Source organism: Moraxella sp. CTOTU47724 (assembly GCF_032014955.1).
GTDB lineage: Bacteria > Pseudomonadota > Gammaproteobacteria > Pseudomonadales > Moraxellaceae > Faucicola > Faucicola tetraodonis.
Genome location: NZ_DALZSV010000019.1, coordinates 1 through 14470 on the forward strand (window position 1 = coordinate 1; position 14470 = coordinate 14470).

Here is a 14470-nt window from a genome sequence, read left to right on the forward strand (position 1 = left end):
TGTAACGCCTGCCAATCGATTAGGCAATAAAATAAGTTAAAAATTAGACAAGTTAAAAAATGAGGAGTGTTAAATGAGCTTTATTTATAAGATTATCTTGGGTCTTATCGTTGGTGTTATCGCCCGTGCTATCAAGCCAGGTGCCGACGCAATGGGTTGGATTCTTACTATTGTACTGGGTATCATTGGTGCATTAGTAGGCGGCTTCTTAGCAGGTATGCTAGGTATGAATGCCAATGGTGGTTTTACCGGTTTAATCTTTTCAGTCATTGGTGCCATTATTGTGCTATTCGTTTATGAGCTAGCCACTGGTAAACGCCGTATTGGTTAATACTGTATTAGTTAACTATGCAATCAATTTAGAATATCAATTAAAAGAAGGCATTTAATTTAAATGCCTTTTTTATTGGCTAAAATTTTCTGAACGCATAGTATCTAACGCTTGGCATTTTGGCTTTAAATTTTTCAGTTTGAATTTTTTTGCCGTCATTGTCTCACTAAGTTTAGAATCTCAGCTTAGAATAATGCTATATTGTTGACTTGGTTTCTAGTACCAAATATCTACTAGACACTGATAAGATACTAAGGTAAACACTTTCATGGAACAACTTGTCAATTTTCAAACGCAAAATGGCGTTTTAGAAATCCAGTTTAATCGTGCTGATAAAAAAAATGCCCTAACCAATGCCATGTACCAAGCCGTACAAACCGCGATGGAACAGGCAAAAAGTGACGATAATATTCAAGTGATTTTATTTACATCAACGGGGGATTTTTTTACCGCAGGTAATGATCTTGTCGATTTTTTAAACAAAGCTGAAAACGACGATGCTGAGCTTAATGCGTTAGATTTTGTGCAGTTTTTGGGCGATTATCCTAAACCCATCGTGGCAGCGGTGACAGGCTCAGGCGTTGGCATTGGCTTGACGCTACTACTTCATTGTGATTTGGTGTATATCGTAGAAAACGCTAAATTATTAGCCCCGTTTGTGGATTTATCTTTGGTGCCAGAAGCAGGTTCGACCCTTTTACTGACGCAAAAAATTGGTTATCAGCGTGCCTTCGAGGTGTTTGTGATGGGTGAAAAAATCACAGGCATACAGGCAGTTGAATTGGGCTTAGCCAACCAAGCTTTTGCTACTAGCGATGAGGTATTAAGCACGGCGCGCCAAAAAGCAGAAATACTTGCCAAAAAATCGGTGCCATCGGTACGACAAACCAAAGACTTGATGCGTAATGCCACAGAAATCCTAGCGCGTATCCAACAAGAAAATATTCACTTTAGTAACCGTCTACAGACGGATGAAGTCAAAGCGATACTGCGCAAATTTGTTCATAAATAGTAAGGCAAAAAAGAACAATAATGCAAAAAAGCCTTTTAATTAGTAAATTAAAAGGCTTTTATTTGAGTCAATTTATTAGCCAATTTATTAGATAGGCATTATTTGGCTACCACAAACTGTTCAATTTGCGCACGCACCAAATTTGCATCATTATCAAGCACAGTCACATACTGCGCCAAGCTTTCGATATTATCGGTATGCTTGGGGCGGGGAATGTCAAGTTGACCGACAGCTTCGGTGATGGTCTCGGCAAATTTGGCTGGCAAGGCGGTTTCGGCGCAGACAATGACTTCACCTTCTTTGCGTACTTCACGTGCCACTTTTATTCCATCAGCGGTATGCGGGTCAATGAGCTGGTTGTCTTCGGCATACACTTGTTTGATTGTGGCGATACGGTCGGCATGGGTTGATTTTCCCGATGCAAAACCATATTTGCCATTGATGTTTGCCATCAAATCCGACATATCAAAGCCTTTCCCTGCGTTGACATCCTGCCAAAGCGTATTAATTTTTTCGCCATTTTTCTCAGCGAGCAAGTACACAAAACGCTCAAAATTCGACGCTTTTGAAATATCCATCGATGGGCTTGAGGTCACATAAGTCTTGTCGGCGGTACGCGGGCTATATTTGCCAGTAGTAAAAAAGTCGTGCAGAACGTCGTTTTCGTTGGTGGCAACGATTAAACGCTCGATGGGTAATCCCATTTCACGGGCAATATGTCCCGCGCAGATATTACCAAAGTTACCCGATGGCACGCAGAAACTGACCTTTTCGCTATTGTCGGTGGTGCTGGCAAAGTAACCTTTAAAATAGTAGACGATTTGCGCGAGGATACGACCCCAGTTAATAGAGTTGACAGTCCCAAGGCTGTATTTGGCTTTAAACTCAGCATCTTGCTGCAAGGCTTTTACGATATCCTGGCAGTCATCGAACATACCTTTGATGGCGATGTTATGGATATTTTTGTCATCGAGGCTATACATTTGTGCGCGCTGGAACTCACTCATTTTGCCATGTGGCGACATCATAAACACTTCGATATTGTCTTTGCCACGCAGCGCATATTCAGCAGCCGAGCCTGTATCGCCTGATGTCGCACCGATGATAGTCAGACGCTCATTTTTTTTCTTTAACACATATTCAAAAGCATTGCCCAAAAACTGCATGGCGATGTCTTTAAATGCCAGTGTTGGACCATTTGATAACTCGATGATTTTGATGCCATTTTTGAGTGTACGAACAGGGGTAATATCAGGATTGCCAAATGCTTGTACGGTGTAAGTTTTCTCAATCAGTGTTTTTAAATCATGTTTTGGAATATCGGTGACGAATAATTGCATGATTTCAAAGGCAAGCTCAGGGTAGCTTAAAGTGCGCCATTGGGTGAGGGTTGCTTCATCAATCTGTGGGTATTCTTCAGGTAGCATTAAGCCGCCATCTGGGGCAAGCCCCATCAGTAATACATCACTAAATTGCATAGGGGCTGTTTTGCCACGGGTGCTGATATAGTTCATCTTTCCATCCATTTAATCAATTTGATGCAGTTTAGCATAAACCTAGCATTGCGATGAATGCCAATTTTTTAGCCACGTTTCTGCAGTAAGGCATAATAAAAGCCATCGCCATCGTTTTGATGAAGCGGCAAGCATTGATAACCGATGTCCCGTTTGATTTGGTTGGATAAATTAAGGCTAAAATCCACGATTTGCGCCTCTTTGTGTGTGGCTAAAAATGCTTGTAATTGATTTTCATTCTCTGCTTTTAACATCGAGCAAGTGATATAGAGTAGATAGCCGTTACTCGCTAAATTATGCCAACAGTTGGCTAAAATATGGGCTTGTAATGCGGCAGTTTGCCCCACATCTTCTTCAGTACGTAGCAATGCGATATCAGGATGACGGCGAATCACACCCGTTGCGGTACAAGGTGCATCAAGCACTATCACATCAAATTGGGTATCTGCTTGAAACGTTGTGGCATCATCACATACCAATTGTACATTTTCTTGCTTTAACTGCAAACGCTCAAGGTTTTGGCTTACCCGTTGTAAACGTTTTTCATCGTTGTCCAAAGCGATTACATGCGCGATATTTTGATGTTTCACGTGAAACGTCTTTGACTGATCAATCTCCAATAAATGCGCCAGTTTACCCCCAGGCGCAGTACAAGCATCTAGTACCGTCAAAGATTTATCCAAGGCGAGGCTTGCCAAAATATGCGCTGATAACTGGGCATGTTTGTCTTGCACACTGACCCATCCTTCGGAAAATTTAGGCAAATCGGTGATTCTTATAGCGTCAGTGAGTTGAATAGTTTGCACTTTCTCAATGCCAATTGATACTAGGGCAAACCCGATGCCTTGTTGGGTTAATATATCGGCATAATCCTCTACACTACAAAATTTGCGATTGACACGTAAGAATATGGGCGCAGGTTGGCGAAGCGCTTGTCCAAGCTCGGCATAGTATTCACCCCAATCCTGTTTGAGCTGCTTGGCAAGCCAATTGGGTAGACTGTGGTTTTTCTCAATTTTTTTGGCAAATTTGGCAGGGTTTTTTTGCACCTTTCGCAGTATGGCATTGATAAGTCCAGCACCGTAACCTTTATCCAGTTGTTTGACTGCTTCGACCGTTTCACCAATCGCCGCGTAATCTGGCGTGTCCATATACAGCAGTTGGTACAGTCCGATATTGAGTGCTGCCCATACGCCTTTATCAGTGACTTCATGCTCAATCAAGCTTTCACCAATACGAGCGAGTGCCCACCATTGACGCAGCGTGCCAAGCAATAATTCATGGGCAAAGCCTTTGTCTTTTTCGCTCACTTGGTTGAGTAGTGGGTCAAGAAGGCTAGCTAATGACTCACCTTGTTGGATACGCTCGAGGGTGGCGACAACTTTGGCGCGAGTGTTAAGCTGAGAATGTAATTGGGTCATGATGTGCCTAATTGGTTATGAGTGAAAAATATCACCATCGTTGAGTTTATCTCCATTGGCAATTTGCTCAGCGGTTAACGGCTTACCACCTGGCCACTGCATTTGGGTAATATTAATCAGATGTTGTGCACCCTGATGTTGGTTATTGGTCACGTTTTTGCCACAGGCGACTAAAATTGCATTGCGACCCACACTGACGATTTTACCTGCAGGTTCATGGGTTTGTTGGTCGAGTTTAATGGGCGCTGCTTCTATTATTTTGATACGACTGTTGGGGTCTTTATGTTCATCAAGATAGGTAAAGGCATTTAACGCACGGATTTGGCGTTGAATATTGATAGCATCATTTTGCCAGTTAATTTCACCCTCTGCTGTGGTGATTTTCTCAGCATAATTAGCCAAAGCGTCGTCTTGTTTTTCGGCTCTTTGTTGATAGTTTTCTAAATCAGACAACACTGTGACAATGGCTTCACCGCCTAATTTGGCTAATTTATCATGCAATAGTTGGGTGGTATCTGTGTCAGTGATTGGGCATTCTATTTTATACAGCATATCGCCTGTATCGAGTCCCTGCGCCATTTGCATAATGGTAATGCCTGTAGTGTCATCACCTGCTAAAATCGCACGTTGAATGGGCGCTGCACCGCGCCAGCGTGGCAATAATGAGCCATGAATATTGATACAGCCAAATTTTGGGATATGTAGCACGCCAAGTGGTAAAATCAATCCATAAGCCGCCACTATCATCACGTCGGGTCGATATTTTTTGAGTGTTTCACGTGAAACATTGCCATCGGCTGATTTTAAGCTAAAACTTTCGGGTTGTTCCACCGCAATGTTATTTGCTAAAGCAAGGGCTTTAACGGGCGATGCGCTAATTTTTTGCCCACGACCAGATTTGCGGTCAGGTTGTGTATAGACTGCTACAATGTCAATATTAAGGGCTTTTTGGTGACCGATGAGTGCTTGTAAGGCGACTTTAGCAAATTCGGGCGTACCAGCAAATACGACCCTAAGCGGGGTTTGAGACATGATAAATTTCGTCTTAAATACAATAAATTTCTGCTATTATAATATGAATTGGCACAATACTTAAATCTAGCATTGTGATGATGGGTTTTTTTCTTTTACCTTCATTGACCGTTTTCTCTATTGGGTATATCGCGCTGTGTCAAACCAGTTTTCTCTCTACAATCGCCCGGCAGCTCGGCGACTCATCGTAACCTTAGTGGCTATCGAACTGATACTGATAGTGGCAGGTTATGGGTTGCTAGGTTTTTATGCGTTGCAGCAGCAACAGCAGCTCGGTGAAAGTTGCCTCGTTGAGCTGGTTGATAAACTCAATCATAAAATTAGCCATCATGAGTACGATTGGAGCCAAGTCACTTTAGATCACCATGCGGCGATTAAAAATTATCAGTTGATTATCGTTGAGCCGACGGGTGCTACTACCGTTGTCAAAAACAACCATGACGATTTTTCTGTCCCCTTACCCAATTGGACGCTATCTAACAAACAAAGCAATAAAATGTTTTATGATATTCATGGCTTTGAAGTTTGGCAGAATCTGGCAGAGGGTTACCGCTTATACGTTAAAGTACAATATTTGCCACTTTGGCGTAATTTTGCCAACCCTATCTATTTGCTGCCGCTGCTATTGGGGTTTTGCCTATTTTTATATATGATGATTCAGCTGCGAAAAGTTTATGATGTTTGGGATAAATTTCTCGATAATGCCCAAAATTTGCAATTGCAAATTAGTCAAGGTTATCAGCCTGCCAAGCTTCATGAGTTTCGTGACCACCCTGAATTACGCTATTTATCTCAGCTGTTTAATCGTCATGCTTATAAGATGGGGCAATATTATGATAAGGTTCGCGAGTTAACCTATCGACAAAATATTTTGATTGATACTTCACCAATTTTGCTATTTATCATGAGCAGAAATGGTCGGATTGTGTACTTTAACCATAAATTTTCGCAAGTGTTTAATACCCCGTTTCAACCGGGGTCGATGTATATTCTTAGTGACTTTATCACCGGTGCCAATAAAACCACGCAGCAGCTACTAAGTTCGCTCGAGAATATTCAGACTTATGCAACTTTACCCGTGACCAATCTACAGCGAAATCTGTATTTTGATTTACGCATTACCCCGTATTATAACCGTTTTGGTCAACTACAAGGTTATAGCTGTGGCTTAGAGGATACCACCGATTATCACGATAAACTGCAAAAAGCGTGGGTCGAAGATAAATTTACTGCCGATAAATTAACCAGTTTTAATAAAATGTGGGCGGTAGTGGGGCATGAATTGCGTACCCCACTCAGTGGTCTAGTCGGCATGATAGATTTACTTGCTGAAGATAAAGCGCAGTTTAATAGCGAGCAACAAGAAACCATCGCAACCTTGCAGCAATCTAGCCAGACCATGATTCAACTGCTCAATGATATGCTGGATGTCGCTAAATTAGACGCAGGCAAGCTACAAACCAATGTCACGTCTATTGATCTCTTGAAGTTACTACGCCAGACCACTGAACTAATGCTTGGTAATGCCCGACGTCAAAAAATTAGTCTGTATATTTTTGTAGATCCCCTTACCCCACGTTTTATTGATTGTGATGAAGGTAAATTACGCCAAATTATTTTAAACTTATTGACCAATGCGGTGAAATTCACCCGAGAGGGCTACGTGGCTATCACGGTTGATAAAACCGATAGCAATCACCCATTAATCAAGGCTAAAACCAGCCAAAATACCACTGTCAGCAAAGCTTGGTTAAAAATATCAGTAAAAGATACCGGCTTAGGCATTACAGAAAAAGACCAACGAAAGTTATTTTCCTATTTTGAACAAGCCAATGATTCTATTAGTCGGCAATTTGGCGGTACGGGGCTTGGTTTAGCTATTTCCAATAGTTTTTCACATTTATTGGGCGGGTTTATTCATTTAGAAAGTCAATTTGGCCAAGGCAGTGAATTCCAACTATTTTTACCGATTCCAAAGTTTAGTCTGCAGTCTGCTTACCAATATAAAACTGGTAATTTAAGGGTAACACTAATTATTATCTCGCCATTTTCTATCTTTGAGCGAGTGAATAAAGTGCTAAATTATGTGGAATTATCCCACCATATCTTCACATCTATGGATGAAGCCGTTATCGATACGATTAATAACCTTGATTTGCAAGGCTTGATGCCGGTCTTTGTTATTGATGATGTAGCACTCAAAGCCAATAACCATTTATTAGATCATATTCATTTTTATGCTGATGCGATTAAAATTATTTTAAGCATGGAATCCCCCAAAACTTTGCCACCCGAACTGCAATTGCAATTTGATGGGTATTTGCAAAAACCTACGTCTTTAAGCCACTTGATTGCGGAGGTAAATCATCTATATGAGTTAAAAATCAGAAAAGAAAAAACCAACACCCATCTTCCCGTACAACTGGCGTTTAAGCAATTTTTGCAGCAGTACCCTAATCTCTCTCATTCTAGCGTTAGCGTAGCATCCGCACCACCACCCGTTAATAACTATAATGTATTATTGGATACACCAATGCAATTGTTTGATAATGAGCAAACAAGTGTTGATAGCACAACCGATGCGCATCACTCTGGTCAAAAATTGATACTAATAGCAGAAGACAACCCCGTTAATCAAAAAATTGCTAAAAAACATTTGGAAGCCTTGGGTTATCGCTATCTTGTAGCCGATGATGGCGAGCAAGCGGTTAAGTTACTCAGTGAAAATCGTCAGCGAATCGGACTTGTGTTGATGGACTGTCGTATGCCAATCTTAGATGGTATTGAAGCGACACGCATTATTCGTCTCAATAAAGATAGTGTGCCGATTGTTGCCTTAACCGCCAACGATTCTGATGATGATAGAAATATCTGTTTAGAAGCGGGCATGGACAGTTTTTTGACCAAACCTATCAATAAGCAAAAACTCATCGAAGCCATCAATCATTACATGGTTTAGACAATAAAAAAAGACCAAGTTAACCTGGTCTTTTTTTGCTTGAAGTCAAATATTATTAGAGTCGAGTTTTAAAAGTAAATTGGTTGGTGGTTTTTTGTCCATCATTATAAACCAAAATTTAACAATTTTTTTCAGCTAAAGGTTTAGTAGGGATATTATCGGTGTTATTTGCTAAATCCATTTTGTTGTAGGAAACTTAATGTAATGCCTTCATGGTTAGAATTTGACATGTTGTCTGGTGTTGACACAAGAAGCTTTTCTAAATATCTGGCTACCACATCCACCTCGATGTTAACTTTTGTTGCCACTTTCCAATGCCTGCCTATATTGGTGACCTGCGCCGTATGCGGGATGATATTTAAACTAATCACATTACCTTCCACCAAATTACTGGTCAGGCTAATACCATCGACCGTTACAGAACCCTTGGTAGCGACATATTTGGTAAACTCGCTTGGAATCTCAATCTCTATATAAATCGAGCGCGAATCATTTTTTATCAGTTTAACCGTACCCGTGGTATCAACATGACCGGTGACAATGTGGCCGCCAAATCGTGTGGTAGGCAACATGGCTTTTTCAAGGTTTACTACATCGCCAACTTGCCATTGTTGCATCGCTGTTTTATTGAGTGTTTCACGTGAAACATCAACGGCGTACCAGTCTTTACCTTGCTCTACAACAGTGAGACAAATCCCGTTACTTGCAATCGAGTCGCCCAATTTGACATCAGCAAAGTCCAAATAGTCAGATTGAACTTTTAAGCGTATATCACCCTGTGTTGGCGTAATGGCAACAATTTTTCCAGTCGCTTCAATAATACCTGTGAACATTGTTTATCCTAATTTTTTATCATAACAATGCATTTTAATGTACTTTTACAACTATCACAAACATAAAATATTATTTAGAATAGTTAAATTATAATCAAAAATCAGCTGTAATTTAAATTGGGCATCAAGCGTTCAAAAAATTAAAATGATAGAGCTAGCTTTTAGTGGATAATTTAACCTCACAGACTACTTATGACCTTATTTATCTACTTATCCACTGGTCATAATTGTGATAGGTAACGGGTATTTTGTCGGATGTTTCATGTGAAACACCGCTTATACTCTAGCATTACAGTAAAATCCGACTCTAATCATTGTTTCATGTGAAACACTTATCCACAAAAGAAATGCTGGTTTTAACGCTTTCATTAAATTTAGCTAACAATGTGGATAAGTTTTAAAAAGCAAACAATATAACAGTTTAACCAATTTTTTTAGCAAGATTTAACTAGCAGATTGTGTGGATTTACTTATCAAAGCGATAGATTAGTTTGATATCATTGCCCATTGTTTCATGTGAAACCAGTGAAGCGACCATTTGTTGGTACATATGCTGTGCCGTAAAGTTAATCATGGGCTTAGCATTGTTACCCAAAATGCATGGCGCTTGATACACGACTAATTCATCTACCAAACCTTGTTGTAAAAAACTAGCAGCGACCGTCGCACCCGCTTCAACCAACACATCATTGATTTGGTAATTATCTTTTAAAATAGTGAGTAGTTGGGTTAAGCTCATAGTTGCGTCTTGGATAAGCAAAACGGGACGCTTGTTGATTTGACTTTGGTACCATGCATCCGTCATTTGGATGCGTTGACGACGGTCAAGCACTACCAATAGCGGCTGGGGTATGTCGTCTAAATTTACCCCTAATTGCTGACTACGGATATTTAGCGCAGGATGGTCTTGTAGGATGGTTTCGCTCCCCGTAATAATCGCCCCTGCCTGCGCTCGTAAACGCTGTACATCCTCGCGTGATTGGTCGCTGGTTATCCATTTTGACTCGCCATTTGCCATCGCGGTGCGTCCATCCAAACTTGTCGCTATCTTTAAGCGCACAAAAGGCAAGCCGCCACGCATGACTTTAAAAAAGCCTTCATTTAATTGATAAGCCGCTTGCTCACAAATACCGGTAATGACTTCGATACCTGCCTGATGCAGTTTGGCAATACCACCACCATCGACTTTAGGATTAGGATCGACAACAGCAATCACAACACGGCTGATACCCGCTTTGATTAGCGCATCAGCACAGGGCGGAGTACGTCCATGATGGCTACAAGGTTCAAGCGTGACATACGCTGTTGCACCTTGCAATTGCTTGGCATCATGCTCATACGCTTGGCGAAGGGCAAATACTTCGGCGTGGGGTTGTCCTGCTTGATAGTGAAAACCTTCGCCAATGACTTGATTATCTTTGACAATGACGCAGCCGACATTAGGATTGGGACGGGTGGTGAAACGTCCTTTTTTAGCCAGCTCAATGGCGCGTGACATGTAGTATTGGTGCTGATAGCGCTCAGCGGACGATAAAGTTGCCGTCATAAAAAACTTAGGATTGTAGATGTTTGAGCTTGTGTGGGTGAGTCAAATCTTCGATACGTTGATTGATTTCTTGTTTATTGGCATCAGTGGTGAGGTTTGACACCATGTGTTTAAACGCTTCAATATCTTGAAAATCACGATAGACGCTAGCAAATCGAACGTAGGCGACATCGTCAATTTGGCTTAGCTCTTTCATGACGATTTCACCTAAAATTTTACTGGGCACCTCACGCTCGCCGAGCTGCCTGAGCTGTTTTTCAATACGGCTAATCATGGCTTCAATGTTGTCGGTCGATATTGGACGTTTTTGTAACGGTAGCTGCACTGAGCGACGCAGTTTTTGTCCATCATACGGCTCAATACGACCATTGGATTTGATGATACGGGGCATTACTGCCTCAATGATTTCAAAGGTAGTAAATCGCTCTTGGCACGCGGTACACTGACGACGACGGCGTACCTGCGCCCCTTCTGCCGCGAGTCTTGAATCAATGACTTTGGTATCTTCAGCATTACAAAATGGACAGTGCATGCGATTTCCTAGCTAAGTTTAAAGCTTTTAATTTATTTGCCAATACAAAAACTGCCAAAAATCTTACCCAATAAATCATCGGCGGTAAATTCACCGGTGATTTCGTTGAGGCTAATCTGCGCTTGGCGTAGGCTTTCCGCCACCAATTCACCGGCATGAAACAAATGCAGTTGTTCATCGGCTTCTCGTAGCGCCATTTGGGTACGGCGCAGCGCATCAAGATGGCGGGTTCGTGCAATTAAGCTATTTTCAGGGGGATGAAAACCGACTTTATCACAGATTTGATTGACCAATTCTTCAAGCCCTGTACCATATTTACAAGACACATAGACGGGGTGGTAAATCTGCGCTTGTGATGAAAGTTGCTTGGGCAAATTTTGATGATTGTCGGATAAATCAATTTTGTTGGCAATCATTAATATCGAATTGGCATTGGGTAGGCTACCAAATAATTCGCTCGCCAATCGTAACGGCTCATGCTCACGGTGCGCATCATACACCATAAGCAGTAAATCAGCTTGGGTGATGGCTTGTCGTGCTCGCTCAATGCCTGCCTGTTCGACAATATCATCGGTTTGACGTAGCCCAGCGGTATCGGTCAAATTTAGCGTTAGCCCGTTTAACACAATGGTTTCTTGTAGGATATCACGGGTTGTCCCGGCAATATCGGTCACAATGGCACGCTCTTGTCCTGCTAAGCGATTGAGCAAGCTAGATTTTCCCGCATTGGGTCGCCCTGCAATCACAACTGAGACACCATCTCGCAGTAATTGCCCTTGTTTGGCAGTGGCTAACACATTGTTTAATTGCTCACAAACTTGGCGCAATTGCTTGGCGATGTGTTCATCTGCCAAAAAATCAACCCCTTCTTCATCTGGGAAATCAATAGCGGCTTCAACATACAGTCGTAGCTGAATTAACTGCTCAAGCAGCGCATTAATTTTTTGTGAAAACTCACCGGTCAATGAACGCATGGCACTTTTTGCGGCAGCCACACTTGTGGCATCAATGGCATCAGCAATGGCTTCTGCTTGTACCAAATCAAGCTTATCATTATCAAAAGCCCGCGCCGAAAACTCACCCGCTACCGCCTGATTTGCACCCAATTCAAACACACGGGTCAAAAGCTGCTGCTGCAAAATCATACCACCGTGACCTTGCAACTCAATCACATCTTCACCTGTAAAAGAATGGGGGGCAGGGAAATATAACACCAATCCCTCATCAATCACCGTATCATCACTATCATAAAATCGGCAAAAATAGGCAAATCGCGGTTTGAAAGCTTGACGACCTGTCAACGCCAAGGCAATTTGGTAACTGTTTGAACCTGATAGGCGTATCACACCAACTCCACCACGACCCATTGGAGTTGCAATGGCGGCAATGGTTGAAGTAAGCGCTGTCTGAGAGTTATTTAACATAATTTTTTACAATCTAACATTTCGGGTAGTCAGCATTGACTTAATACTGATATTTTAACATCCACTCACTGATTACAACATGATTATTTTTTGCCAATAAAAAACCCTTTAAACAACGGTTTAAAGGGTGGATAACTTACTGATTGATGGATTTACACCACGTTACGTGCTGCCTCTTTTGCTGCTTGCTCACGCTCAACTTTTTTATTGATAAAGTATTGCTGCGCCATACTAAACAAGTTGTTGACCGTCCAATACAGCACTAGACCCGCTGGGAAGAATAGCATAAACACGGTGAAAATAATCGGCATAAATTTCATCACACGGGCTTGCATAGGATCTTGCGGCTGTGGGTTTAGCATCTGCTGGAAAAACATCGCCGCGCCCATAATGAGTGGCAAGATAAACAATGGATCCATGGATGATAAGTCACGAATCCAACCAATCCAAGGGGCATGGCGTAATTGGACCGATTCGACCAGTACCCAATACAACGCCAAGAAAATCGGCATTTGCAGCAATACAGGTAAACAACCTGCCATCGGATTGACTTTTTCTTCTTTGTAGATGCGCATCATCTCTTGTGACATACGCATACGGTCATCACCATATTCTTCTTTTAGGGCTTGTAATCGTGGTGCCACTGCGCGCATTTTTGCCATCGAGTGATAGCTTTTATTGGCGATAGGCATTAACGCGATTTTTACCAATAAAGTGAGTGCAATAATTGACCAACCCCAGTTACCCAAGACTTTATGTACATTATCCAAAATCCAAAATAGGACTTTTGAAATCGGCCATAAGATACCGTAATCAACAGTTTTATCTAACCCCTCTGCCAAAGGTTTTAAGTTGGTTTGAATTTTTGGACCTGCATACAGGGCAGACGTTAACGTCACTTGTTTGTTGGGAGCGACTGACACAGGGTTACTGGTGAACCCGATAATGTGATCTTTGCCAGCTTCACGGCTATAAAAATTTGCTGTGTAATCCTTTGGCATCCAAGCGGTGACAAAATAATGCTGTACCATGCCAATCCAGCCTTTATCACTGCTGGCTTTTAAACCCTCATTAAAATTACCAAACTTGAGTTTGTTGTAAGGCTGATCTGGTGTACCCCATGCGCCACCTAGGTAAGTCGATAGGCTAATTGCGCCTTTGTCACCTTTACCTGGGTCTTCGCTATTATCACGTTTTAACTGCGCATACATTTGTCCTTGCCAAGGCTGCGTACCGTTATTGGTGATGTTATAGCTGACGTTGATAGGATATTGACCTTTGGTAAACTTATAGGATTTGATGACGGTTACGCCATCTTTTTGATAAGTTAAAGGCACGACCAATTCGGCTTGGTTAGGCTGCATGACAAATTGGTTACTAGGCGCGGTAAAAGTAGCACGGCCATTGCTATTATCAATACCATTGGCACCAATTAACCCTGACTGAGCCACATATACGCGATTACTATTTTCTTCAAGAAGTACAAACGGCTGTTTACTATCTAATGTCTGGGTATGCTCTCGAAGCGCCGCGTATACCACATCGCCACCGACTGGATTAATACGAAGATCATATTTGTCCGTCATCACGCTAATGAGCTGTGCGCCCGTTTGCTGGGTAGTGGGAGCGGCGGTTGATGTGGTTGCTGTTGCCGTGGGAATATCGCCCGTTGGCGTACCTGAAGCCCCCGCCACTGGCACATCATTGCTACTGACGGCTGTGGTTGTTGGGGTTATCGCAACGGGTTTATTTACATTGGTATAATCATCCCGCCATGCCAGAATCAGCAAATAACCCGTAATTAACATTGCGATAATAATCAATGTCCGTAAAATTTTTTGCATATATAGCTACCCTATCTAATGA

At 41.9% G+C, this 14470-nt stretch carries 11 protein-coding genes; 3 read left to right on the plus strand and 8 right to left on the minus strand.

The genetic code is table 11. The features are described from left to right. Positions 1–73: 73 nt before the first annotated feature. Together RTR63_RS05715 and RTR63_RS05720 are read left to right on the plus strand one after the other, a co-directional pair. Entirely contained in the window at positions 74–331 is a 258-nt protein-coding gene (locus tag RTR63_RS05715) for a GlsB/YeaQ/YmgE family stress response membrane protein (protein WP_312523173.1), read from the plus strand. Between the two features lie 268 nt (positions 332–599). After that, complete coding sequence (locus RTR63_RS05720; protein WP_312523174.1) at positions 600–1343, plus strand: enoyl-CoA hydratase-related protein; 744 nt, start codon at positions 600–602, stop codon at positions 1341–1343. A gap of 98 nt (positions 1344–1441) precedes the next feature. Here the strand turns inward: RTR63_RS05720 and thrC are convergent, their stop codons facing one another. From thrC to fmt, 3 genes are all read right to left on the minus strand, one after another. Next, complete coding sequence (gene thrC / locus RTR63_RS05725) at positions 1442–2857, minus strand: threonine synthase (RefSeq protein WP_312523175.1); 1416 nt, start codon at positions 2855–2857, stop codon at positions 1442–1444. 68 nt (positions 2858–2925) lie between these two features. Next, positions 2926–4278 (minus strand): 16S rRNA (cytosine(967)-C(5))-methyltransferase RsmB, encoded by a 1353-nt coding sequence (gene rsmB, locus RTR63_RS05730; RefSeq protein WP_312523176.1) that lies wholly within the window; start codon positions 4276–4278, stop codon positions 2926–2928. Positions 4279–4293: 15 nt separating this feature from the next. Continuing rightward, positions 4294–5310 (minus strand): methionyl-tRNA formyltransferase, encoded by a 1017-nt coding sequence (gene fmt / locus RTR63_RS05735; protein WP_312523178.1) that lies wholly within the window; start codon positions 5308–5310, stop codon positions 4294–4296. A gap of 136 nt (positions 5311–5446) precedes the next feature. Here fmt and RTR63_RS05740 point away from each other — a divergent pair, with 136 nt between their 5' ends. Further along, positions 5447–8269, plus strand: coding sequence for a response regulator (locus RTR63_RS05740; RefSeq protein ID WP_312523180.1), 2823 nt, complete (start codon positions 5447–5449; stop codon positions 8267–8269). A gap of 164 nt (positions 8270–8433) precedes the next feature. On the opposite strand, the gene RTR63_RS05745 is transcribed toward RTR63_RS05740, so the two are convergent. The 5 genes from RTR63_RS05745 to yidC form a co-directional block, all read right to left on the minus strand. After that, positions 8434–9102 (minus strand): riboflavin synthase, encoded by a 669-nt coding sequence (locus RTR63_RS05745; RefSeq protein ID WP_312523181.1) that lies wholly within the window; start codon positions 9100–9102, stop codon positions 8434–8436. A gap of 466 nt (positions 9103–9568) precedes the next feature. Next, a complete protein-coding gene (ribD, locus tag RTR63_RS05750) occupies positions 9569–10648 on the minus strand; it encodes a bifunctional diaminohydroxyphosphoribosylaminopyrimidine deaminase/5-amino-6-(5-phosphoribosylamino)uracil reductase RibD (RefSeq protein WP_312116071.1) in 1080 nt (359 codons plus the stop codon). Between the two features lie 7 nt (positions 10649–10655). Then, positions 10656–11180, minus strand: a complete 525-nt coding sequence (gene nrdR / locus RTR63_RS05755) for a transcriptional regulator NrdR (RefSeq protein WP_036601355.1) — start codon at positions 11178–11180, stop codon at positions 10656–10658. 32 nt (positions 11181–11212) lie between these two features. Continuing rightward, positions 11213–12604 carry a tRNA uridine-5-carboxymethylaminomethyl(34) synthesis GTPase MnmE gene (gene mnmE / locus RTR63_RS05760; protein ID WP_312523182.1) on the minus strand — a complete coding sequence of 464 codons (1392 nt, stop codon included), beginning with the start codon at positions 12602–12604 and terminating at the stop codon, positions 11213–11215. A gap of 152 nt (positions 12605–12756) precedes the next feature. Continuing rightward, positions 12757–14448: a membrane protein insertase YidC gene (yidC, locus tag RTR63_RS05765; protein ID WP_312523183.1), complete on the minus strand. Its 1692-nt coding sequence runs from the start codon at positions 14446–14448 to the stop codon at positions 12757–12759. Positions 14449–14470 lie beyond the last annotated feature (22 nt).